Raw genomic sequence first — 24,524 nt, 5'->3', positions numbered from 1 at the left:
GAGTTTAAAACAAATATCACTAAAAGCCGTATCAAACGCTAAAAAGAGGGTGGTGTGTGGCTAATTTTGCTTTTTATAAAAAGTTAACATTTGATATTTTTCGCTATATTTCAGCGTTATCTCTTTTTTTAAAAAAAACAATTGTCAAAGTCAGGAGGAATAATATTGACATTTATTTTAATAAAAGAACCGATTTTTGAAAAATCTAATTAAATATAAAAAGCTCCCGGAATTAATCGGGAGCTTTTTTGTATAAAATAAACAGTACTATGTAAAATTTTTTTTGATTGTTGGATTGAAAATTTTGTTTTAAATATTTGCGAATTATAAAAAATTAGGGTAGGTCATAGGACCTACCCAGTTTATTTAAACAACGGGACTGTCTGGAATAATTAATTCTTTATTAGCATCAATTACTTCTTGTGTTGGTTTTTCTAAATCCGTTTTTACTAATTGTTTTAAGTATTCTTTAACAGAAAGATCCCAGTATTCTCTTGTAATATAATATACTTTTGCACCACCTAATTCGTGTTGTACATCAGGCCATGGATATGATGGTTGAGCCATACCTAAACCCCATCTTTTCCAACCATTATAACTTTCAAATGTTGACCACCATTCTTTTGCACCTAATTTTTCAAATGCATATTTTGCTTTGGCATAATACATAATAGCTCCAACTCTTAATCCTCTAATATAAGCCATTGAGTGAAGACTAATATGAATACCATTATTCATAACTCTAGCATTTGCAAAACCTGCTAATTTACCATTAATTGTTCCAATCATGAAATATGGATCTTTTAGTCTGTCTCTATACCATCCTAATAATTCTCCATAAACTCTAACACCAACAATATCATAAAAATCATGATCAACATCTAATAATTTTTTTATAAAAGGTAATAATTTTGGAACTTCATCTTTTTTCAATGGTCTAATGTATAAATAACTACCATCTTTTAATTTTGCCATTTCTGGTTCATATGGTGGTAATTTTAATGATGGACCTGCTAAAATTGGTTCAATTTCTCTTGCATCAAAGGTTAATTTTTCTTGTGAAACTTTTTCCGGTATTTCTTTCCACATAATTTATCCCTCCATTACTTTTTTTGTTTATTTTATAATTTGGATTATTCTTCAATTTCAAATGCTGCAACACGAGAAATACTTGATTCACCATCTACTAATTTCCATGGGAATATACCAATGTACATTCTTCTGTTTAATACTTTATCAATGTCCCCACCAATATTTTCTGCATGTAATATTAAATGTGGGAATAAATCAATATGCATTAATTGATATGTTTCATCTGTAAAGTATTCATCTAAAGGTTTTCCATATTTTTCTCTGAAATGTTTATCAGCCATAGCGGCAAATTCAGGTCTATAATCTCTTAATATGGTATTCATTGGATGATCAGCAGAACCGCAATCAACACCAACCCATTTAATTTCCATTTCCTTTAACCAATCGGCGAATCTTTGATCTGGTCCTGGATGGAAGTAATAATATTTGTTTTCATTTGCTTCTGGTTGATCCCATGCGTATTTGTGATAACCAGTATTAATGATTATAATGTCGCCTTTTTTGATTTCTAAATTGTTCTCTTTTGCAACTTTTAATAATGTTTCAGGTGTATAAATATCAAAATCACCAACTTCTTTAGAAATATCTAAAATTACACCTTCACTAAATAAATATCCATCTAATGGTAATGATGCAATATCTCTTCCACCTGTCATGAAATGTCTTTGCCCGTCTAAATGAGTTCCGTTATGCATACTTGTTTGAACTATTTGTCCATTAACTTTTTGAAGCATCATTCTTTTGAAATACCATAATTTCATTGGCTCATAACCTGGCCATGGTGGTGTTGTAATACCTATCTTTTGAGTTAAGTCATACACTTTAATACCTGCCATCTTTTTTTCCCCCTTTTCAAAGATATTCTTTTACAAATGCTTCCAATGCATCTATAAATATGTTCATAGGTGGATAGGTCAATCCTGCACCAACTTGACCTATACCTGGCTCTTTATGAGCTATACCTGTATTAATTCTTGGTAGTATTCCTTTTTCCACAACTTTCTTTATATCCAATCCTGTAGGAGTTCCTCTGAAATTCAAGAAAGGAATTTTATATGTATTATTTTCAGCATTGGTGATTTCGTACATTTTTAAGGTAGTATCAATGGCTTCTTGAACACTTCCTCCAACAAATTTTACTATTGCAGGTGCTCCAGCCATTGCAAATCCACCAAATCCACCAGTTTCTGTAATAGTACTATCACCAATATCTGGATTAGCATCTTCTTTTGTGAAGCCAGGGAAGTATAATCCCTCAACTTCTTGGGCTGGACCAACAAACCATTTTCCAGGTAATCCAGCTACTCTTATTCCAAAATCTGTACCATTTCTTGCCATGACAGTAACAACAGTACTTCCTTTTATGCCTTCAGCTGCTAAAGTTGCAGATTTTGCAGCTGGCATTGAAAGATTCAAGAAAAAGTGATCATTAGCATTTATGAATTCTATAACAGCTTTTTTCTCTTCATTTGAAAAATTTGTATCTAAAATAGCAGGAGCAATTTCTCTAATGAATAAAGATGTTGCTGCTTTATTTCTATTATGACATTCGTCACCCATTTGTACAGCTTGAGCTATTAAGTTTTTTAAATTTATTTCACCTTTAATTTTGATAGCTTCTTTTAGCACGGGATATAAAACTTCTTCCATCCATTTTAATTTTTTTATAACGTCTGGACCATTTGCTCCATACCTTAAAACCTTACCTAAACCTTCATTCATTGTACAATAGGATTTAATTCCGTATGTTTTATTTTCAATAATAAATACAGGCATTGATGGAGTTGCTACTCCAGCCATTGGCCCTACACCATCGTGATGATGCCATGGATCAAATTCAATTTCTCCGGATTTAATTAATTCAATAGCTTCTTTTTCATCTTTGGCTTTTCCTTCATAAATCAATCCACCGATAATAGCTCCTTTTAATGGCCCGCACATTCTATCCCAAGTAATAGGTGGACCAGCATGTAATATCATATTGTCCTTCATTCCAGGAACAACATCTTTTGCAATACCCATACCCACTAATGTTGGTTGAGAATTCATGATTCTTTCAACAGCTTCAGCATTGGCTTTTTCAATATCAATGTTTAATTTTGAAAAATCATTTAATATTTGTACAGCTTTTGAACCGCCAAGAGGAGGTTTCCAATCAACGTGAACAACATTTGCACCTTGTTTTTTTAAATCTTCATAAAAGGATTTTAGTCCAATGTTAACTATTTTCAAATCTTCTTTAAATAAACTCATCTTCCCAACTCCTTCCAAACATTAACTGCAAATTTGACTGCGCTTGCATTGCTTGGGAAGACAATGACCCCAACATCTTCCAGCTTTTTCTTTTGATCATAATAATTTTGTGGATCTTCATATGTGCCACAAATATTTGCTATTATACATTTATATTTATCAGATGTTTCTCTTGCAGTCTTCACAGCTTCTGCAATTTCGCCTGCAGGATCCATATGAGATCCCCAACCTAAGACAACATCAATCATAATAATAGCAGTATCTTTATCTAGATATTCTTTTATTAATCTTGATTTTCTCATAGTGAAGTCAATCATAGGGTGTGGTCTTCCAACAGTAAATTCATCTTCACCCATATCAACAATTGTATTTTCTTTACTTTCATTTATATTTTCTAATAAAAATTCAGGTTTTAATGGTTTTGGAGAATATATAGGTACATTTAATTCTTTTGCTAACAATACCATTGTTTCATCGGCAAGAGTTCCTCCTGAATATAACCCTCTTATATATTTCCCTTCTGTTATTTTTTCTGATTCTTCTTTAACCTTTTTATCAAAGTCAAATGATTCTAAAAAGTCAAAATAGGTATATTCATTTTTTTCGATTTCCTTACCCTGGCACAGTAAAGCAGCTTTAATAGCAGTGTCTTCTAAGGTAGTTCCAACAACTATTGAAGGATCTTCAACCTTTCCATTAACAAAATGAACAACATGTTTTTTATTTGTTTTTTTCAATAAATCTACAGCTTTTTCTACAACTTCTGGATAAGGAGGTTTTGAAACTAATACAATAATTTCTGTTTCATCATCGTCTATTAATCGTTTAATACCTTCTAAGAACATTAATCCTCCAACATCTTTTTTAACATCTCTTCCGCCAGTTCCAATTAATTGTGAAATTCCACAACCTAAATTAGAAATTATAGAAGACACTTCTTGTGCTCCAGTACCTGATGCAGCAACCATACCTATTTTTCCTTTTTTTACAACATTTGAAAATGCCATTGGAACACCATTTATAATGGCAGTTCCACAATCAGGTCCCATTACTAATAAGCCTTTTTCAAGAGCATATTTTTTTAATTCAATTTCAGTTTCAATAGGGACATTATCACTAAAGAGCATAACATTTAAACCAAAATCAAGAGCTTTTCTTGTTTCTAATCCTGCATATTCTCCAGCAATGGAAATAACAGCCATGTTAGCGCCATCTAATTTCTTTACAGCACTTTCAAGTGATGGATAAAATCTTTCTCCTTCTTCTTCCTCTGTTTCAGCTTTTAACATTTTTTCAATTTCTTTTTCAATTTCATCCATATTAATATTTTCGCCTTTTATGACTATAAGTAAATCATTAGGTGACGTTTTTTCTAATTCTTCATCTATCATGCCGAGCTCTCTTAGAAATTCTTTGTTGGTTTCTGTTCCCATTCCAACAAGAGCCTCTTCAATGTTTTCTCTCTCCTTAATATCTTCAGTAATGAGCATTAACGTAACTGAATCATAATATGCATTGGGTTTAATCATTTTATAAACCACGTTTATCCCTCCAAATCAAAGAAAAATGAAATTCCTAACATCCAACCTAATCCTGAAGTATTCCCCATGTTCAACAAAGCAGCCTTGTCGAAATTTTCTAAATATAACTTTACAGGTTTTGGGACATATCCATTTGCAGCATATTTCATCTGGAAGTAAGATAGGTTATTTGTTTTTGTTTTTGCGGCCTTTAATATAGCATTATAATCTAAATCTTTATTATAAAAATAGTTTAATAATAGTATTCCAGATAAAATATCATCAAATAAAGGAGTTAACCCCGGGCCAAAACCTATTAAAGTAATGAAATCAGAAATTCTTAAATAATCAATAATCTTATTGTAGATTCTATAATCTAATTTATCCTTTAAACGATTTTTTATTTTGTCATATGATTCATGGAAGTTAATTTTATCAATTTTAGGATTATAAATAATAAAATCATTTAAAATAAATTTATCATCAAATACTAAATAATTATTTTCAATTTTTAAGGTAGAAAAATCTAAGAAATGGGAGGGGGCGGACATTCCAAGTGCCCCGACCCGATTATTATAAGTAGAAATAGTGAAAATATCATCATCATTAAAAATAAAATATTTTGTATGTTTTGTTTTAAAAAAACTTTTTGCATATCCTTTTTTATCAAAAACTGTATTCGCTATTTCAACCATTTTAAACCTCACTAAAATTATTCTTCAGCAGCTCCTGTTAAAGAAAGTATTCCGTTAACAACTATACCAACAATAGCTGCAAGACCTAACCCTTGTAATGCAAAGTTTCCAGCTTGGAATACGGCGCCACCTAAACCTGTAACTAACATTAATGACATTGTTACTAAATTTTTTCCTTCAACCTTTACCTGGTTATTGATTAAAGTTTTTGCACCAATACTTGCAATCATACCGAATAATAATATTTCTATTCCACCCATTACAGGAACAGGTATTGATCTAACAATTGCACCAACTTTTGGAACCATAGCCATCAATATAGCAAAGAATGCAGCAATTCTCATAATCCATGGATTGAAAGCTTTTGTAAATGCTAATACACCAGTATTTTCACTGTATGTCGTATTTGCAGGTCCTCCGAGGAATCCGCCTAATGATGTAGCAAGCCCGTCACCCATTAATGTTCTATGCATTCCAGGATCTTCATAGAATTTTTTTCCAACAACAGCTGATATTGCAAAAACATCACCAAAATGTTCAACAGAAGGAGCTATAGCTACTGGGATTATTGCAGCAGCAGCATACCATGAAAATTTTGGTAAGAAAACTTCTGGAAATCCTACCCAGCTAGCAGTTCCAACTTCTGCAAAAGTTACATTTCCAGTAATAGCTGCAACTATATATCCAACAACGATTCCCCAAATAACAGGAACCAACCTACTAAATCCTCTTGTATATAATCTGACTATGATAGCTGTAAATAATGATACTAATGCTATCCACCAATTACCACTTGCCATATTTATAGCAACAGGACTTAAGATTAAACCAATTAAAATAATCATTGTTCCTGATATTACAGGTGGGAATAGCTTTTCGAAACGTCTAATACCGATCAGTTTTATAAGCCAACCGAAACCAAATTTAACTAATCCAGCTAAAAAGATACCTCCAGTAGCATATGCGAGATATGGACGTAAATCCACCCCAGCGTTTACAGCGTCATTTATGTTTCCGTAATCTAATCCAGCTTCTTTCATATAATACATAGTAACTGCAATAATTGGAGCAATATAAGCAAAACTTGAACCTAAAAATACAGGAACTTTCCATTTTGTAATCCAATGGAATAATAATGTTCCAAGCCCAGCTGTAAGTAATGCAACATTAACGGGAATTCCTGTTAAATAAGGAACCAAAACTGTTGCGCCAAACATAGTAAAGGTGTGTTGTAATCCTAATAAAATCAATCCCCCAGTGCTCATACCCGCACTTCTGTCCTCTTGTGGAACAACATTCAAATATTCGCTTTCGCTCATGTTTCTCCCCTCCTAAAAAAGATTTGGATAGACATTATTTATTTTTATTTTCAATAGCATTAAGGATTTTATCTGCACTTAAAGGTAATTCATGGATATTAACACCAATAGCATCATAAATTGCAGCAGCAATTGCTGGAGGTATGGAAATCATAGGATGTTCTCCAACACCTTTTGCGCCAAATGGTGAAGATTCTTCAAATGTTTGAACAAAATCATATTTTATTTCTTCAGGTATATCGGCGATTGTAGGTATTTTGTAATCAGTAAATGAAATTGTTAAAGGATAACCTTTATCATTGTATTTAACTCCTTCAAATAATGCAGGTCCCATACCTTGAATCATTCCACCAACAACTTGTCCTCCCGCGGTAATAGGGTTAATAATTGTTCCAGCATCAAAAACACCTACTAATTGAAGCATTTTAAGTTCGCCAGTATCTAAATCAATTTCTACTTCAGCAGCTTCTGCGCCAAAAGTCCATTCTGCAGCGGCATTACCCTGTCCGGTTTCTAAATCGAGATTTGTTAACATTTCAGGTACAAAACTACCCCTTCCAATTACAGGACCACCAATAGCATGACCATCAGGATAAGTATACCCCATCACAACATCCTTTAACAATAGATATTTTTCAGGTCTATATTTAACGTATACTCTATCATCTTCAACTTCTAAATTATGTGGTGCAACACCTAATACTTTAGATGCTATATCTTTTATTTGATTTAAAGCATCTTCAGCCGCTCTATACAATGCATTTCCTACTGTCCATAAGGCTCTTGAAGCCACAGTTTGCCATTCATATGGATTAACATCTGTATCAACAGGCATTACGAAGTGTATTTTATCAGGTGAAATGTGTAAAGCATCTGCTGCCATTTGAGTAACTGCAGTGTTGAAACCTTGACCAATTTCTTGAATACTTGCCTGTAATGTAACAGTAGCATCTTCGTGGAATTTTATTATTACTGCAGAACCAGCATTTGTAGGCATAGCTGGTGCTTTTACCAATCCAGCAATACCTTTTCCTCTAACCTTTCTTGGATTTTCAGGTTGCTTTGACTTTTTATCGTATTCTATTAACTCAGCAGCTTTTTTGAAACATGCTTCCATATCTCCTGTGTCATGATGTATAGTCTGGCCCATTGAATTAGTTAATCCTGGTTTTAATACATTTTTGATCCTTAATTCTAATGGATCCATTCCTAATTTTTGAGCAACTTCATCTAAATTCCTTTCTGTTGCCCAGTGCAACTCACCATGTCCAAACCCTCTAAAAGCACCACCGAGGAAATGATTTGTATATACACCATATGAATCTGTTTTTAAGTTAGGAACGTAATAACCACCTGGTAATGTATAACCTGCAGCTCTAACAACATTAGTACCATATTCTGCATATGCTCCACCATCAAAAATTAATTTTGCTTCCATAGCAACAATTTTCCCATCTTTTGTAACACCGGTTTTTATATAAGCAAACATTCCCTGTCTAACAACTGAAGAAATGTCCTCTTCTCTTGTGTATACTAATTTTATATGTCTTCCTTTTACTTTTTCAGATAAAGCAATCACTATACCTTCCATATTTATACCAGCCTTACCGCCAAAACCACCACCAACATATGGAGCAACTACTCTAACCTTATGTCTTGGGATTTTAAAGGCAACAGCAATTAAGTTTCTTAATGTAAATGGTGATTGAGCACTTGACCATACAGTTAATTTTTCATTATAATCCCAGAAGGAAATTGCAGCATGTGGTTCAAGTGGTGCATGGTACATTTGTGGAAGACTATATTCGCCTTCAACTATGACATCGGCTTCTTTAAAACCTTTTTCAACATCGCCTTTTATTGTTTTATGATGATGAAATACATTTTTTTCTGGTTCTATATTATATATAGGTAATCTGTCATAATTAGCTAAATCTGGATGAATTAAAACTTCACCTTTCATAGATTCTCTTGGATCCTGGACAGTTGGTAATTCTTCATATTCTACTTCTATTAGTTCAACAGCTCTTCTTGCAATTTCCAATGAATCTGCAGCAACGGCTGCAACAGGTTCTCCAACATACCTTACCCTATCTGGCGTTATAATAGGTCTATCTACTAAATATATACCCTGTCTATATGGAACATCCTTTCCTGTTACTATAGCTCTTACACCAGGAAGAGATTCAGCCTTTGAAGTATCTATGTTTTTAATTATTCCATGAGGAATAGGACTTCTTTTAACTGCTGCATAAAGCATATTTGGGAAAAACATATCAGTTACATATTTAGCATTACCGGTAACTTTTTCGACACCGTCTACTCTGTTCATAGGCTTTCCAACATGTTCAAATTTTATAGGTGGTTGAAATTTATATTTCATTATTCTGCACCTCCCATTTTCTGGGCAGCTAATTTTACTGCATCTAAAATAACTGTATAACCAGTACATCTACATAGGTTTCCTGCTAATCTTTCAACAACAACTTCCTTTGTGGGGTTTGGAACTTTTTCAAGCATGGCTTTTGTTGACATTATAAAACCTGGAGTACAATATCCACATTGAAAGGCATTTGCTTCTACAAAAGCTTCCTGGATAGGGTGTAATTTATTATCTTTAGCTAGTCCTTCAACAGTTTCTATTACAGCACCATCAGCTTCAGGAGCAAGTACTAAACATGAATTCACAGGTCTTCCGTTATATATAACAGTACATGCGCCGCACTCCCCGTTTCCACAGCCTTCTTTTGCACCAGTTAAATATAGTTTTTCTCTCAATACGTCCAGGAGGGTTTCATTTGGTTTTACTTCAACCTCTACGCTTTCATTATTAACAGTAAAAGTTATTTTCATTATAATCCCTCCTTTATCATTTTCATTTCTCTTAATAATTTAATAGGTAATATTTTAGCCATTCTTTTCCTGTATTCTGCAGTTCCTCTTGCGTCTGTGATTGGATTTACACTATCTTGGATTATTTGAGCAAATTCTTCTACATTTTCAGGAGTTAATTCTTTATCTTTTATAAATTCTTCAGCTTTGAATACTCTTACAGGTGTTGGTGCTACTGAAGCTAAAGCAACTCTAATATCTCTCTTTCCTTCTGGATCAATTACAGTTAAAGCTACACCTATAGTTGAAAGATCCACAGCCTTAATTCTTGAGACTTTATAGTATCTACCTATACTATCGCCTTCGTATGGAATGAATATAGATTTAACTATTTCGCCTTTTTCTAATACAGTTTTACCAGGACCTTTAAAGAAATTTTTTAATTCAACAGTTCTTCCGCCTTTAGAAGATACAATGTTTACTTTTGCATTATATGTAAGCAATGCAGGAGCAGTATCTGAAGCAGGTGAAGCATTACAAATATTTCCAACTACAGTAGCTCTATTTCTTGTTTGATATCCACCTACAACTCTAATACCTTGATATAATGTAGGAAAATATTCTTTGATATAGCCGAATTCTTCTGCTAAAACATTTAATTTTAAACCAGCACCAAAGACTAAACCTTCTTCTTTTGAAAAGTCAACATGAAATAATTCATCAATACCTTTTAGATCAACTACTAATTTTGGTTTGATTCTATCCGCTCTCATTTTTACAATTAAATCGGTTCCCCCAAGTATTGGGAAGGAATTTTCTTCCTGTAACGCTTCTAAAGCTTCATCTAGCGTTTTGGGTTTAACGTAATCGTAGTTGAAAGTAATCATAATTCCCCTCCTTTTAAAATAAAATCAAAAAAACTTTATGCAAGTTTTTTTGAGTATAATTATTTAGTTGTTATAGTTATATTATATGCTTATTTTCCAAATATTACAAGTAACATAACGTCAAGGAATATTTAAACTATGAACAATAATTAAGTATAATTATATTTAATTAACCGTAATCTTTGCTTAAAAATAAAAATAAGTCTCCGTTTATAACGGAGACTTATCCAATTCTTCAAGGAATTTGAAATCAACAGGTACAACTTGAGAGACTCCATATCGCATTGTAATACCGTGAAATATTTCGCCAATTTCCATCATTAATTTATTGTGTGTAATGATTATAAATTGTGTTTTTTCTATATTATTTTTTATTAATTTTGCCAGTTTTCCAGCATTAATATCATCAAGCGGAGCATCTATTTCATCTAATAAATAAAAAGGACTTGGATTTACATTCATTAAAGCAAATAAGAATGCGGAAGTTATCAAAGCTTTTTCTCCACCTGAAAAAAGTTGTAATTTTTGAAAATTTCTACCAGGTTTTTTTACAGAAATTTCAACACCTTTTTCAAATGCTTTTCCATCCCCAATCATTTTTAATATTCCATCGCCACCAACAAATAATTCTTTTATATAGAACCCAAATTTTTCATTTACCAGCTTAAAGGTGTTTAAATATTTTTCTTCTGCTTCGTTATCAATTTTTTCTATACCTTCTTGAAGTGTTTTTATTGATTGAAGAATATCCTCTTTTTGTTTTTTTCTATCATCTAATTCTTTTTTTACCATTTCATATTCATCTAATACAGCCAAATCAACGCTACCAATATGTTTTAAAGTTCTTTTTATATCTTCTATTCTTCTTTCTAGAGCTAAGATTTCCTGTTCGTTTAACTCTTCATATAAAAAGTTTTCTTTATCAATGCCAATATTTTTAGCTTTTTCAATTAAAAAAACCTTTTCATGATTTAGATTTTGTATTTCAAGGTCTAATTCATGTGAAAGATTTTTTAATTCATCGATTTTGTCTTTTAGTTCATTTTTTTTCATTTCTAATCTTTCAAGTTCGTCAAATTTTTCCGATTTTCCTTCTCTGCTCATTCTCATCATTTTAAAAGCATCTTCTATTTCTGTGTTCATATTTTTTATTTCTTTTTCATATTCAATGAGGTCATCTTTTTTTCTATTGATACTTGATTTTAATTCTTTTAATAATGTATTTATTGATTCTATTGTGTTTTCTATGGTTTTTATATCATTTTTTATTTTAGAATATTCTGTTTTGTAATTATTAATTTTTTCTGTAATTGAATTTTTATAAAGATTTAATTCATCTAATTTTGCAATTTTTAAACGCAATTCATTATGGGTTGATTTGTTAATTTTTTCTATTTCTGAAACATTTTTTTCCAGTAAAATAATTTTTTCTTTGTTTTCTTCAATTTCATTGTTTATGTTTTTTAATTCAAAATGTATTTCTTCTTCTCTTATTTTATATGAATCTATTCTTTTAATAATTTCATTATAGCGTTTTTTAGCCGAATCGTAATTGTTTTTAAAATCTTTATATGAGTTAGATCCATTTAATCTGTTGTATTTTATCTCATTTAGCTTGTCTTCTAACTTTCTCAACTCTAATGAGTTTTTTTTGTATTCATATTCTAATTTTTTTAATAATTCTTCTTGAATTTTTATTTCGTTGTTTAGTTCATCTAAAGAATACTTTAATGTTTGCAATTCCCTTTTTCTTGTTAAGAGAAGTGTAGAGTTATTTCCTTTAGAAAATCCACCAGTTATTGCTCCAGAGGTATTTATTATTTCTCCATCTGTAGTAGATATGGTTAAGGATATATTTTTATATCTATTTTTAATAGTTAATGCAGTGTTTAAAGAATCTACAACAATCGCATTTCCAAAAACATATTGAATTGCATTTTTAAACTCATTTTTATAGTTAATTAAATCTATGATATATCCATAAAATCCCGGTTCTGTCTCTAATTCTTTGAATTTCCTGATTTTGGGGTTGATTAAATCTAATGGTAAAAATGTAACTCTTCCAGCTTTTTCAGCCTTTAGATAATTTATATAGGATGAAATGTGTTTTGAGTCTTTTACAACAATATTTTGTAATCTATATCCTGCAACCATTGTTATAGCAGTTTCTAATTCTTCAGGAACCTCTATTAAATTTAATACCACATCTATTAAATTTTCATCTTTGTGAAAAGCTTCAAATAGCTTTTTTATAGCGAAAGAAAAGCCTTCATATTCAGTTATTTGTAATGATAGGTTTTGGATTTTTCTTTCGGTTAAATCTTTATCATGTTTTAATTTTTGTAAATAGTTATATGCATTAGCTAATTGTGTATGTTGCTCATCTACTATTTTTTTCTTATCAAAAATTTCGTTATTCAATTTTTCTTCTTTTTTATTAATAGAGTTTAATTCTGATTCTAATTTTATTAATTCATTTTCCAATCTATCAATGGTTTTCTCTAACGTTTCTTTTTCAGTTGTTAAGAATTTTAATCTTTCTTCTTTATCTGCTAATTCGTTAATTAACTTATTTTTGCTGTTTTCCAACTCTTTTAGAAGATTATTTGTTTTTTTAATATCTTCTTTTAGTTCGGTTAATTTGTTTATTTCTTCAGAAATAGAACTTTCAATTTTTCTTTTTTCATTTTCAACGATTTTTATTTCTTCAATATATTTTTCATTTTCACTTTCATATTTATTAAGTAAATCTTTCACTTCTTCATGCCTTTTTGTGTTCTTTTGAAGATCTTCTTCGAATTTTTTTCTCTCCCAATCCTTTTCTACTATTTTTGAATTCAAATCGTTTATTTCTTTTTCGAGTATGATTTTCATTTCTTCATAGGATTTTAATCGTTGTCTGAAATTTTCAATTTTTTCACCATATATGGATAATTGTTCTTCTTTTTCTTCAATTTCTTTTTTTAATTCTTTATATAAGCGTTCAACCTCAAAACTTTTAGATAAGTAAGATTTAATTTTATCTTTGTTTTCTTGAATAGCTGTTTCAATGTTTTTTATTTTTTTATCAATATCAAGGCTTTTAGCACCAAAGTATTTAATTCCAATGGTTTTCAATTCGTTATTATATTCCATATATTTTCTTGCTCTTGATGCACGGTTTGACAAGGATCTAACCCTTTTTTCAACTTCGTATAGTACGTCATTTAGTCGATCTAAATTCTCTTTTGTTTGATTAAGCATTTTTAAAGCAATTTCTTTTTTTTCTAGGTATGTTTTAATTCCTGCAGCATCTTCGATGATAATTCTTAATTGATCTGATGAGGCGGATACCAATTCTCTTACCTGATCCTGTGATATAATTGAATAAAAGGATTTTCCAACACCTGCACCACCTATTACATCATATATATCTTTTAATCGTGCATTTTTATTATCGATTTTATATTGAATTTTTCCATCAGCAGAAAGAGTTTTACCAATAGTTCTGATTTTACCATTATCATCTTTAATTTTTATATATACCTCGGCTTTTTTTGCAGGTGGGAATTTTTCTGAACCGCCAAATATAACGTCGTATTTTTCAGAAATTCTTATTTGTTTTGATGATTGTTCTCCTAATAACCATCGTAATGCGTCTACTATATTCGATTTTCCTGAACCATTTGGTCCGACTATACTAACAATATTTGCATTTAGATTTAATGTAGTATTTTTAGCAAAACTTTTAAAGCCTTTAATTCTCATTTCTAATAGATTCAAAGTTACAACCCCCTTATTCTTTTCTATTATATCATATTTATACTTTTTGGACACTATAATTTCATATTTATAATTTACAATATAGATGTATAATATTTAGTAAAATAAAAAATTTAATAATATTGACTATCTGGAGGGATAAATATGGAAAGATTAGAATTTTTTACAATTACTGGTGAGGATGGCAATGAATATAATTTCATGTTTGTTGAAGAATTAAAGATTAAAGGGAAAAAGTATTGGATATGTTACGAAGCTTTTAAAGAAGAAGACAGTGAGGATATTATTTTAGGAGATACTGTAGCCTTTAAGGTAAACGAAGAAAAAGGAGAGTTATTCTTAGATGCTGTAGAAGAAGATGAAGAATTGGAAAAAGTGGAAGAAGAATGGAAAAAGATTATGGATAAAGTGGATATAGATGAAAATGAAGAATTTGTCATGATTGATTCTGAAGATGATATTATAAAAGAAAATGGAAAAGAAGAAAAATAATTTTGTCGGGAGGTGGAGGATTTAAAAACGGAAAAATTATTTAATATAAAATATTTAATAGAAAAATTTGATAAACCAATTTTTGAGAAAAATATTAAATTATTAAAAGAAAATAATATACAACCACAATTAATCTGTATTCTTACATCAAAGGATGCAGGTAGTGTTTCGTATGCTAAAGGTATAAAAGGTATTTGTAAAAAATATGGAATAAATTTTATTCTTGATAAAGCATTTAACAAAGAGTTATTAGAAGAAAAAATAAAGTATTATAATAATGACAAAAGTACACACGGAATAATTGTTATGTATCCAACACCATTTGATATTAAAGATACATATTTTATGAATCTTGTATCAATAGAGAAAGATGTGGAAGGTTTAAATCATGAGTATATGGGATATTTGGTTCAACATGAATTTTACAGCGATAATGAAAATTTACGAAAATTGATTATTCCCCCAACAGCAAAAGGAATATTATATGTTTTGAAAAGAAATTATATACTCTATGAAAATTATTTTAAAGATAATGGCAAATATCCTTCTAATTTAAAAGAAAACCCTTTTAAATTAGAAGGAAAAAAAATTGTGGTAATTAATGATTCTTTGGCAGTGGGAAGATCTTTAGCTTTAATGATGTTAAATGAAAATGCTAGTGTTAGGGTATGTCAGAAATATACAGATTATGATGACATAATGAAATTCGTGTCTATTTCCGATATTATTATCTCAGCAGTTCCATCAGAAAAATTTAAAATTCCTACAAAATATATACCAGAAAATTCAATAGTATTTGATATAGCTTTCGAGGGGAATTTTGAATATCCAGATGTGTTTGATAAAGTATATAGAATTTCACCAAAGTGGAATCTTGTGGAAAAAGGAAATAGAATAAATGACATGACATTACATAAATTAATATCTAATTTATTTTATTTAGTAAATAGAAGATTGGGAGATAATGCATTAATTGAATTAAAAAAATTTGAAAGAAATATATTTGTTGGAAGGTGAGGGTGTAGATGAGAAAAATATACACATCTTTATTTTTAATAATATTCGCCTTAAATATTTTCGGTGTAGATTTTTCATTGAGAATTGATGAGAATATAAACAGTATAAAGCCATATCAAGGATTTACCTTTAAAGTCACACATACTTTTAAAGGGTTCAACTTTTTAGCTGAATTAAATGCTTATAATGATGATAAATATAATTTAAGCGGGTTAGAAAATGCTTTTTATGAAGGATATTATTTCTATATGAAAAATGGTGGAGTTTCTATTGATTTTGACAATTATAAATTAAGATTTGGACGATTGCAACATTATGATATTGTAGATTCACCATATTCATTGTACATTTCCTCTAAAGGATTATCATCTGTTATTATAGATTTCAATTATGAAGATGAATCGTTTTTTTATGAAACAAGATATATTGAATTAAACAGGCAGTCTCAACTGGGTTATAAAGATAGAGGAGCAAACTTTAAAACATATGGATTAAAAATTGGGAACTTTAGATTTGCATATGAAGAGTCAGCCGTTTATGTAAATACAGCATTTGACATAGAGTATTTTCTAAATGTAATACCTAATTTTTTTGTTCAATATGTAAATATTTCAAGTGGAAAACCATGGTATCATGGATATAACGCAAATTCAATAATGGGATTTATGCTCGATTATAAAGATGAAGGACATTACTATTATGCACAAATATTAGTTGATGATATAAATGCAAATAGGATTTTAAATCCAGATGCGTATCAAAATCCTGATAAAGTAGCCTGGAGTGTTGGAGGTAAAATAAATATGAAGTATGGTGCATTTGGTTTATACAATGCAGGAGCTACAAAATATACTTTTCAACCATCTGGCGATGGAACAAATAGATATTATGGATATACATATTATCCAAATGTTGATATTAATGATAAAACAATACCTAATGAAGAAAATTACATAGGATATTATAATGGCGAAAACAACATAGCATTTATGACAACATATGAAAATAATATTAAAAATACGAATATCAGAGGAAGTTTTGAATATGTTATTTCCGGGAGCAAGTCACCAGCAAATCCATGGGGCGAATATGCAACATGGACAGAGGGAGGACAAGGCACGCATTTTTTAGATGATGAAATATTGGAACATAAATATGATTTTAATTTAAAAGTTGATTATACTTTTTATGGATTAAAAATATTTAATGGTATGAATTTGAGATATACGAAAAACAAATTAGAACTCGTTGATACAGCAGCAAGTGATAATTACGATATGAAAATGTTTAAACCATCAAATAAGGATGAATTTTATTATAACTTTAATATTGGGGTGGAATATAGATTTTAAGTATGTAGGTGAGAAAAATGAAAGATATTAGATGGATTCAAAGATTTCAAAATTAAAAAAAAGCTTTTAATCAATTAAGCAATGCAGTTGAGCTTTCGAAAGAAAGAGAACTTTCTATATTGGAAAAGCAAGGATTAATTCAAAGTTTTGAATATACACATGAATTAGCCTGGAAAACCTTGAAAGATTTTTTTGAGAATAAAGGAAACTTTAATATATATGGTTCAAGAGATGCAATAAGAGAAGCTTTTAAAAATGGGATTATAATTAATGGGGATATATGGATGAAAATGATATTAAGTAGAAACTTAACGAGCCATACATATGACGAAAGTACAGCAGATGAAATAGTTGATTTAATCATTAATTTTTATTATGACGAATTTAAAAAATTAATTCAAAAATTAGAAAGTTTAAAAAGGAATGAGGATTAATGAAATTTGGGTTAAAGGAAGAGCTTTTGGACAATCTTATTAAAATATTTTCCAACAACAAAAAAATAAAAAGGGTTATTTTATTTGGTTCAAGAGCAAAGGGGAATTTTAAAAATGGATCTGATATAGATATAGCATTGTATGGAGAGGATCTAAATATAAATGATATTATTTCAATTCAGGTTGAAATTGAAAAACTTGAAATTCCATATGGAATAGATTTAATAATTTATAATAAAATAGATAACAAAGAATTAAAAGAGCATATAGATAGAGTCGGGAAGTTTTTATATAAAAGAGATTGATTTAATTTTCATAAATAAAATATGGCCGTGAACCACGGCCATATTTTATAATTATTCTTTATTTAATTTAGCAAAATACAGAAGTTCAGCTTCTATAAATCCATCTAAATCACCATCTAGTACAGCATCAGCATTAGACGATTCGTAACTTGTTCTGTGATCTTTAACCATTTTATATGGATATAATACATAAGATCTAATTTGATTTCCCCAAGATATATCTTTCATATCACCCATTAACTTTAATTTTTCTTCCATTTTCTTTTTCATTTCAAGTTCAAAAAGTCTGGCTTTTAATATTTGCATTGCTGTAGCTTTATTTTGATGTTGAGATCGTTCATTTTGGCAGGCGACCACAATACCTGTAGGTAAATGAGTTATTCTAACTGCTGAATCTGTTTTATTAACGTGTTGCCCTCCGGCTCCGCCAGCTCTATATGTATCTATTTTTAAATCATCAGGTCTTATTTCTATATCGATATCTTCATCTAATTCTGGGGTTACTGAAACGGATGCAAAGGAAGTGTGTCTCCTATTTGCGGCATCAAAAGGAGAAACTCTAACTAATCTATGAACACCAGATTCGTATTTTAATTTTCCATATGCAAATGAACCATTTATTTTTATTGTAACGCTTTTTATTCCAGCTTCATCACCAGGCAAATAATCTATGATTTCTATTTTATATGAATTTTTTTCTGCCCATCTTGTATACATTCTTAATAACATATCTGCCCAATCGTGAGATTCTGTTCCGCCAGCACCAGGGTGTATAGTTAAAAATACATTGTTTGAATCATATTTTCCTGATAATAACATTGCTAGTTCGAATTCTTTTACTTTTTTTTCTATTTTATGTAATATTTCTAGAGCTTGATCATCCATAGTAGGATCTTCTTCGCTGAATTCTATGGCTACTTCAAGATCTTCAAATAAACCTTGAAGATTTATAAATTCTTCCTTTTCATGTTTTAAATGTTGTAATTCACGAGAAATTTTTTCAGCTCTTTTTTGATCATTCCAGAATTCAGGGTTAGTCATTTCATTTTCCAGTTTATTTATCCGTTTATTTGTTTTTTCTATATCAAAAAGACTTCTAAGGTTTTTAAATTTTTCTTTTAGTTCATCTATTTTTACTTTTATTTCATAGTCAAGCATTTTTTCACCTCTTTATTTTGATTCTTTTATGTGTTTTCTTTTTTTCTTTTCTTTTTTCAGCTCTATTAATTACACTTCCGTCATTATGAACGAAATTTAATTGATGAATCTTTTTCTTTGTTTCTTCTTCTTCTTTTGATGTATCAACTTTTATTATTCTCAATAGATAAGAAACAGTATCATCATAAATGTTATTTATTAATTCTTCAAATAGAATATAAGATTCTTTTTTGAATTCCATTGCAGGATCTTTTTGTCCATATGCTCTCAAACTAACAGCTTCCTTTAAATGTTCAATAGCTTCAAGATGTTTTCTCCATCTTTCATCAATAATTCTAAGCATTATAAATTTGGATATTCTCTGAAACTCTTCACCAAATTCACTTTTTTTAGAATGATATTTATCCCATAATAATTTAAATACTTTATCTTTGCATTCTTCAACATTGTCAAAATCGATTTTTTCAATTATTCCAAAAGCAAGTAATTTTTTACTTAATTCTTCTTTATCTACTAATTCTTCTTCGTTTATAGAAGATTCAACTAATCTGTCAACGACATCTTCAAAAATTTCTCTTAAATGTTCATCATAATCCGTTTGGCTTAAAATCCAATCCCTGTGACTATAAATAGATGATCTTTGATAATCCATAATGGAATCTAGTTCAAATAATCTTTTTCTTATGGAGAAATGGATACCTTCAACTCTTTTTTGAGCATCTCTTATTATTTTACTTAATAAGGCATGTTCAATGGGCTGATCATCTTCAATTTTTAATGTATTCATTATATTCTTTAATTTATCTCCACCAAACAATCTTAAGAGATCATCTTCAAATGAAAGGAAAAATCTTGATTCTCCAGGATCTCCCTGTCTTCCTGAACGACCTATTAATTGATTATCGATTCTTCTACTTTCATGTCTTTCCGTGCCTATAACATAAAGTCCGCCTAATTCAACAACGCCTTCTCCTAGTTTGATATCTGTACCTCTTCCAGCCATATTAGTTGCTATTGTTATCATACCTTTTTGTCCTGCTTGTGCAATAATTTCAGCTTCTTTTTCATGGTATTTCGCATTTAATACATTATGAGGTATTTTCTCTTTTTTTAACATATGACTTAATAATTCACTGGTTTCTATAGAAGTAGTACCAACTAACATAGGTTGCCCATTTTTATATCTTTCTTTTATTTCTTTAACAACAGCAGTCCATTTTTCTTTTTGAGTTTTATATATTAAGTCATTTTTATCTTTTCTAATTACAGGTTTATTTGTTGGGATTACAACAACCTCACAGTTATATATTTGTTTGAATTCATCTTCTTCAGTTTTAGCGGTTCCAGTCATTCCGGCCAATTTTTCATACATTCTGAAATAATTCTGGAATGTTATAGTTGCATATGTTAAGGATTCTTCCTTTACTTTAACGCCTTCTTTTGCTTCAATAGCTTGGTGTAAACCCTCTGAGTATCTTCTTCCATGCATTAATCTTCCTGTAAATTCATCTACAATAATAATTTCACCGTCTTGAATTATATAATCTTTATCTTTTTTAAAGTAATGTAAAGCCTTTAAAGCATTTAAAGTGTGGAATAAAAAGTGAATATTTTTTGGATCATATAGATTTTCTATTCCTAACATTTTTTCAAGCTTTGCAATACCTTCATCTGTAAGAATTACAGCTTTACTTTTTTCGTCCAATGTAAAGTCATCGTCTTTTTTCAACTTTCTTGCTATTGTTGCAAATTTTGTATATAAATGTGATGGTGTATCGGATGGACCTGAAATTATTAAAGGTGTTCTGGCTTCGTCAATTAAAATACTATCAGCTTCATCAACTATAGTATAATAATGACCTCTTTGTACTTTATCATTTAAATCATATACAAGATTATCTCTTAAATAATCAAATCCAAACTCATTTGCAGTTCCATAGGTTATATCACACCTATAAGCTTTTTTTCTATCTTCATTTTCCATTCCAGCTTGAATAAAGCCTACACTTAATCCTAAAAATTCATAGACAGGACCCATCCATTGAGCATCTCTTTTGGCGAGATAATCATTGTGTGTTGCCAAGTGAACTCCTTTTCCAGTCAAGGCATTTAGGTATACAGGTAATGTTGCAACCAGTGTTTTACCTTCACCAGTTTTCATTTCTGCAATATTTCCTTCATGCAAGGCAATTCCACCCATTAATTGAACGTCAAAATGTCTCATTTTTAAAACTCTTTTTGCAGTTTCTCTAACTACAGCAAAAGCATCTACTAATAGGTCATCTAAAACTTCTCCATTTTCAAGTCTTTTTTTAAATTCGGTGGTTTTTGATTTTAATTGGTCATCACTTAACTTTTCCATTTCCGGTTCTAAAGCATTTATTTTATCAACCACTTTTTTATATTTGTTCAAGGTTCTTTTGTTCTTATCAAAAATTTTTGCTAATATGCTCATTTAAACACCTACCTTAATATTATTTTTTCAATAAATTTGTTATTATCAGAAGCATTTATTATTATAAATTCACCCGGGACAGAATTACCAATAAATTCTTCAAAAAAAGAGTTTATATTTGAATACCATATATACAATATATTCTTTGGTAAATCATTTGAATAAAAGATTTTCAGATTAGAAAATTTTTTTGAATTTACTATTAAATATTTCATTAATGTTGGAGATATGGACGATATTATCATGTTATTTTCATTAACATATAAATATACCGGAGCCCCAATCTTGTCATAATATATAGAATAATAATAGTAATTTCCGAGAGTCTTTTTTTCTATTCCCCATACTTTAATTTTTTCATCTATTTTTTCCAGATTAACAATACCCGGAATAATAATAGAGATACCATCACCTTTTCTGGAAAAATATTCACTCAAATAAATACTACCATCGCTTTTTATTGAATTTAAAATTAAATTTAAAGCGTTATTTGAGTAACTATCTCGAGGTATAAAAACTTTAGAGACAATATTATAGATTTCGGAATGTGAATTTAGGTTCAAAAATATTAAAGAATCCCCAAAAATTTTATAGCCTTCGTTAAATTTTGAATTGTTTATTATTTTTAATGAACTTTCTATATCAAAAATAATTTCTTTATTTACATAATTTATCTTTACTTCACCTGAAATATTATCAGAGTATTTTGACATATATTTTTTTTGAAATGATTCTAATAAGTAATTGAATTTTTGCTTTTTAAAAGATATGTATATATTATCTTTAATATTTAATTTTAGAGAATTAAAATCGTCCAGTAACTTAAATATTTTTTCTATAGATATATTTTTATTATATAATAAAATATGGCCACCAATTGAGTATAATTTTAGGTTTAAATTTTTTATTATATATTCTCCATTAATATATTCTACATCATAACTAAAAAGATTTTTTATCAAATTAATTAATTTTTCTTGATTATTGTAATCTGTTATTATATAACCATTAAAATTCCCTAGAAATTTAATTATATTTTGGATTGGATTCGTCCAAAAAAAGTCTTCAATATTAAAAGAATCGTTAGAAATTAAGAGAAAATTTGATGAAATAAATTTTTTTACATCTTTAATTTCTTCTTCAGTTAAATTTTTTAATAGATATTCATATAAAGATTCTTGACCAGCACCTTCTTTAGAATATAAATAACGAAAAAAGGATACATTAGTATATAGCTTTTGATAAAAAGAATTTGGATTGTTAAAATATAAAAAAAAGTCAAAATTATTCAATAAATTATATGAGAAAATAAAAGTTTGAAGTATTAAGAAAAAAAGTATTATTGATTTTTTCATATAAACACCTCTCAAATTTCAATTTTTATGCTATAATAATTATAACAGAAAAATATTTTTATGGGGTTTTTAAGTTAAAATTTTAATTACATTTAGGGGGACTTTATGGACAAAAAAATAAGGAGTATATTATCACCATATGAAAAGTATATATTAAATACAAGAATTGATGAAGGATTTTTCTTTTTGTTTGAAAGTTTGAATAGATTTATAGATTCAATAGAAATGTATATATACATTTCAGAAAATCCAGCATTTGTTTTAGACAATATATATAGAATTATAAGTCTTTCAGGTAAATGTAAAATTTTAAATATAAAAAATGTTACTATAATCCGAAATCCGAAAAATCAAAAAGTTGTTTTTGTTTTTAAAGAAAAAAAATTAACTTTGAATTATGATATTTTATTACAATCAAATATTGAAATACTGCATTACATTCTTTTAAATACGGATACAATATTATCTTTAGAAATGTTAGCAGCATTATTTAAAGGGAGTAAATTATCTCATATAATGTTGAACTCTAAAGATTTTTTAGAAGAAGCGATGAAAAAAGATACAGATATAGATAAACTAATATATATATATTTAACAATAATTACAGTAAAAGTCGGAGGGAATTTTAATAGAGCAATATTATTTCAAAAAAAAGGAGACACATATGAAGTTACAAGAGCATTTGGTTTTGTGAATGAGAAGGAAGCTCATGAAGTTTGGGAAGGACTGGAAGAAACGAATTATGATTTTAAAAAAATTATAAAGGATTATAAACCAAAAGAATATTTTTCTTCATTAGAAAAGAAAATTAAATATTTTAAATTAAGAGAAGATGAAATGAAGGATTATAAGTTATTTAAAGAATTTTTGGATTTAGGAATAGCAGTTCAAATTCCAGTTTCAATACTTCCACATAAATTAATACATGAAATTGATATATTAGGTGAATGTGCAATATGTCCTTTAAGGACTGAAAATAAAGATTTTGGATTTGTTTTAGTTGACAATAGATATAATCATCAGTCAATATCAAGAGAACAAATATATACTTTAGACTATTTTTCGAAACATATGGTTGTTTTATGGGAAAATAAGTTATTTATAGATGCGCTAAAATTTGAAGCAGAAAAAGATTTTTTAACAGGTTTTTATAATAGAAGAAGTTTAGATAAATATATTGAGTCTTTAACACTTTCTAGGAAAAATAATATAGGAATTGCAATGATTGACCTCGATGATTTTAAACAGATTAATGATACATATGGTCACGGCAAAGGAGATAAGGTAATAAAAGTTTTTTCAGATATAGTATTTAAGAATATAAGAAAAGAAGATAAAGCATTTAGATATGGTGGAGATGAATTTGTTTTGATTTTTGAAATGATTGATGAAGAAAATCTATTTGGAATATTAAATCGAATAAATTATTTATTTAAAAAAATTACAGGATTTTCCTTTTCTAGTGGAAGCACAATATGTAAGGATTCTTCAAATATATATGATTGTTTTAAAAAGGTTGATGAGTTACTATATGAAGTAAAAAGAACATCAAAAGGAAGAATAAATATAAAATAAAGAAAAACAATCCAGGTTTCA

The 24,524-nt window shown here is 29.0% G+C and carries 18 protein-coding genes and 1 pseudogene; 6 read left to right on the top strand and 13 right to left on the bottom strand.

All coding sequences use genetic code 11. The features are described from left to right. Positions 1 to 366 precede the first annotated feature (366 nt). The 10 genes from BUA62_RS00780 to smc all read right to left on the bottom strand — a co-directional run bounded on the left by BUA62_RS00780 (position 367) and on the right by smc (position 14,360). Positions 367 to 1,089 carry an N-acetyltransferase gene (locus BUA62_RS00780; protein ID WP_072862403.1) on the bottom strand — a complete coding sequence of 241 codons (723 nt, stop codon included), beginning with the start codon at positions 1,087 to 1,089 and terminating at the stop codon, positions 367 to 369. Positions 1,090 to 1,133: 44 nt separating this feature from the next. Further along, entirely contained in the window at positions 1,134 to 1,928 is a 795-nt protein-coding gene (locus BUA62_RS00775; RefSeq protein ID WP_072862401.1) for a cyclase family protein, read from the bottom strand. A gap of 16 nt (positions 1,929 to 1,944) precedes the next feature. After that, positions 1,945 to 3,345 carry a YlbE family protein gene (locus BUA62_RS00770; RefSeq protein WP_072862399.1) on the bottom strand — a complete coding sequence of 467 codons (1,401 nt, stop codon included), beginning with the start codon at positions 3,343 to 3,345 and terminating at the stop codon, positions 1,945 to 1,947. Then, positions 3,342 to 4,886 (bottom strand): acyl-CoA synthetase FdrA, encoded by a 1,545-nt coding sequence (gene fdrA, locus BUA62_RS00765; RefSeq protein WP_200782259.1) that lies wholly within the window; start codon positions 4,884 to 4,886, stop codon positions 3,342 to 3,344. The genes BUA62_RS00770 and fdrA overlap by 4 nt, the downstream gene beginning before the upstream one ends. 2 nt (positions 4,887 to 4,888) lie before the next feature. Further along, positions 4,889 to 5,560 carry an oxamate carbamoyltransferase subunit AllH family protein gene (locus BUA62_RS00760; RefSeq protein ID WP_072862397.1) on the bottom strand — a complete coding sequence of 224 codons (672 nt, stop codon included), beginning with the start codon at positions 5,558 to 5,560 and terminating at the stop codon, positions 4,889 to 4,891. A 17-nt stretch (positions 5,561 to 5,577) separates the two neighbouring features. Continuing rightward, the gene (locus BUA62_RS00755) at positions 5,578 to 6,879 is read right to left on the bottom strand and encodes a uracil-xanthine permease family protein (RefSeq protein ID WP_084670632.1); all 1,302 of its coding nucleotides are present in this window, start codon (positions 6,877 to 6,879) and stop codon (positions 5,578 to 5,580) included. Positions 6,880 to 6,913: 34 nt separating this feature from the next. Continuing rightward, complete coding sequence (locus BUA62_RS00750) at positions 6,914 to 9,262, bottom strand: xanthine dehydrogenase family protein molybdopterin-binding subunit (RefSeq protein WP_072862395.1); 2,349 nt, start codon at positions 9,260 to 9,262, stop codon at positions 6,914 to 6,916. Next, a complete protein-coding gene (locus tag BUA62_RS00745; RefSeq protein WP_072862393.1) occupies positions 9,262 to 9,732 on the bottom strand; it encodes a (2Fe-2S)-binding protein in 471 nt (156 codons plus the stop codon). The genes BUA62_RS00750 and BUA62_RS00745 overlap by 1 nt, the downstream gene beginning before the upstream one ends. Then, positions 9,732 to 10,598 carry an FAD binding domain-containing protein gene (locus BUA62_RS00740; RefSeq protein ID WP_072862391.1) on the bottom strand — a complete coding sequence of 289 codons (867 nt, stop codon included), beginning with the start codon at positions 10,596 to 10,598 and terminating at the stop codon, positions 9,732 to 9,734. Before BUA62_RS00740 ends, BUA62_RS00745 begins: the two co-directional genes overlap by 1 nt. A 210-nt stretch (positions 10,599 to 10,808) precedes the next feature. After that, positions 10,809 to 14,360, bottom strand: a complete 3,552-nt coding sequence (gene smc, locus BUA62_RS00735; RefSeq protein ID WP_072862389.1) for a chromosome segregation protein SMC — start codon at positions 14,358 to 14,360, stop codon at positions 10,809 to 10,811. A gap of 144 nt (positions 14,361 to 14,504) precedes the next feature. Between smc and BUA62_RS00730 the strand changes: the two genes are divergently transcribed. The 5 genes and pseudogenes from BUA62_RS00730 to BUA62_RS00710 all read left to right on the top strand — a co-directional run bounded on the left by BUA62_RS00730 (position 14,505) and on the right by BUA62_RS00710 (position 17,960). Further along, positions 14,505 to 14,852 (top strand): DUF1292 domain-containing protein, encoded by a 348-nt coding sequence (locus BUA62_RS00730; protein ID WP_072862387.1) that lies wholly within the window; start codon positions 14,505 to 14,507, stop codon positions 14,850 to 14,852. 12 nt (positions 14,853 to 14,864) lie between these two features. Then, on the top strand, positions 14,865 to 15,869 hold the full coding sequence (locus BUA62_RS00725; protein ID WP_072862385.1) for a bifunctional 5,10-methylenetetrahydrofolate dehydrogenase/5,10-methenyltetrahydrofolate cyclohydrolase: 1,005 nt from the start codon (positions 14,865 to 14,867) through the stop codon (positions 15,867 to 15,869). Positions 15,870 to 15,877: 8 nt separating this feature from the next. Then, positions 15,878 to 17,221 (top strand): hypothetical protein, encoded by a 1,344-nt coding sequence (locus BUA62_RS00720; RefSeq protein WP_072862382.1) that lies wholly within the window; start codon positions 15,878 to 15,880, stop codon positions 17,219 to 17,221. 17 nt (positions 17,222 to 17,238) lie between these two features. After that, positions 17,239 to 17,655: pseudogene (locus BUA62_RS00715) on the top strand (nucleotidyltransferase substrate binding protein). After that, positions 17,655 to 17,960, top strand: coding sequence for a nucleotidyltransferase domain-containing protein (locus BUA62_RS00710; protein WP_072862377.1), 306 nt, complete (start codon positions 17,655 to 17,657; stop codon positions 17,958 to 17,960). The pseudogene BUA62_RS00715 and the gene BUA62_RS00710 overlap by 1 nt, the downstream one beginning before the upstream one ends. 51 nt (positions 17,961 to 18,011) lie before the next feature. Here BUA62_RS00710 and prfB read toward each other — a convergent pair whose 3' ends face one another. From prfB to BUA62_RS00695, 3 genes are read right to left on the bottom strand one after another with little or no spacing between them, the layout of a single operon-like run. After that, a complete protein-coding gene (gene prfB / locus BUA62_RS00705) occupies positions 18,012 to 19,118 on the bottom strand; it encodes a peptide chain release factor 2 (protein ID WP_072862374.1) in 1,107 nt (368 codons plus the stop codon). A 4-nt stretch (positions 19,119 to 19,122) separates the two neighbouring features. Further along, positions 19,123 to 21,573 (bottom strand): preprotein translocase subunit SecA, encoded by a 2,451-nt coding sequence (gene secA, locus BUA62_RS00700; protein ID WP_072862372.1) that lies wholly within the window; start codon positions 21,571 to 21,573, stop codon positions 19,123 to 19,125. Between the two features lie 8 nt (positions 21,574 to 21,581). Continuing rightward, positions 21,582 to 22,928 carry a hypothetical protein gene (locus BUA62_RS00695; RefSeq protein WP_072862371.1) on the bottom strand — a complete coding sequence of 449 codons (1,347 nt, stop codon included), beginning with the start codon at positions 22,926 to 22,928 and terminating at the stop codon, positions 21,582 to 21,584. Between the two features lie 105 nt (positions 22,929 to 23,033). On the opposite strand from BUA62_RS00695, the gene BUA62_RS00690 reads away from it, so the two are divergent. After that, a complete protein-coding gene (locus BUA62_RS00690; RefSeq protein WP_072862369.1) occupies positions 23,034 to 24,503 on the top strand; it encodes a GGDEF domain-containing protein in 1,470 nt (489 codons plus the stop codon). Positions 24,504 to 24,524 lie beyond the last annotated feature (21 nt).

Source organism: Marinitoga hydrogenitolerans DSM 16785 (assembly GCF_900129175.1).
In the GTDB taxonomy this organism is placed as follows: domain Bacteria; phylum Thermotogota; class Thermotogae; order Petrotogales; family Petrotogaceae; genus Marinitoga; species Marinitoga hydrogenitolerans.
Note: the sequence above shows the minus strand (reverse complement) of the source record. Positions and strands in the feature narration are given on the sequence as shown.

Excerpts from the sequence above, each read along its gene's own strand:
- secA (WP_072862372.1), bottom strand. The coding sequence starts at position 21,573 with ATGAGCATATTAGCAAAAATTTTTGATAAGAACAAAAGAACCTTGAAC.
- BUA62_RS00695 (WP_072862371.1), bottom strand. The coding sequence starts at position 22,928 with ATGAAAAAATCAATAATACTTTTTTTCTTAATACTTCAAACTTTTATT.
- BUA62_RS00770 (WP_072862399.1), bottom strand. The coding sequence starts at position 3,345 with ATGAGTTTATTTAAAGAAGATTTGAAAATAGTTAACATTGGACTAAAA.
- BUA62_RS00740 (WP_072862391.1), bottom strand. The coding sequence starts at position 10,598 with ATGATTACTTTCAACTACGATTACGTTAAACCCAAAACGCTAGATGAA.
- BUA62_RS00775 (WP_072862401.1), bottom strand. The coding sequence starts at position 1,928 with ATGGCAGGTATTAAAGTGTATGACTTAACTCAAAAGATAGGTATTACA.
- BUA62_RS00710 (WP_072862377.1), top strand. The coding sequence starts at position 17,655 with ATGAAATTTGGGTTAAAGGAAGAGCTTTTGGACAATCTTATTAAAATA.
- BUA62_RS00755 (WP_084670632.1), bottom strand. The coding sequence starts at position 6,879 with ATGAGCGAAAGCGAATATTTGAATGTTGTTCCACAAGAGGACAGAAGT.
- BUA62_RS00745 (WP_072862393.1), bottom strand. The coding sequence starts at position 9,732 with ATGAAAATAACTTTTACTGTTAATAATGAAAGCGTAGAGGTTGAAGTA.
- prfB (WP_072862374.1), bottom strand. The coding sequence starts at position 19,118 with ATGCTTGACTATGAAATAAAAGTAAAAATAGATGAACTAAAAGAAAAA.
- BUA62_RS00690 (WP_072862369.1), top strand. The coding sequence starts at position 23,034 with ATGGACAAAAAAATAAGGAGTATATTATCACCATATGAAAAGTATATA.
- BUA62_RS00720 (WP_072862382.1), top strand. The coding sequence starts at position 15,878 with ATGAGAAAAATATACACATCTTTATTTTTAATAATATTCGCCTTAAAT.
- BUA62_RS00730 (WP_072862387.1), top strand. The coding sequence starts at position 14,505 with ATGGAAAGATTAGAATTTTTTACAATTACTGGTGAGGATGGCAATGAA.
- BUA62_RS00750 (WP_072862395.1), bottom strand. The coding sequence starts at position 9,262 with ATGAAATATAAATTTCAACCACCTATAAAATTTGAACATGTTGGAAAG.
- BUA62_RS00780 (WP_072862403.1), bottom strand. The coding sequence starts at position 1,089 with ATGTGGAAAGAAATACCGGAAAAAGTTTCACAAGAAAAATTAACCTTT.
- BUA62_RS00760 (WP_072862397.1), bottom strand. The coding sequence starts at position 5,560 with ATGGTTGAAATAGCGAATACAGTTTTTGATAAAAAAGGATATGCAAAA.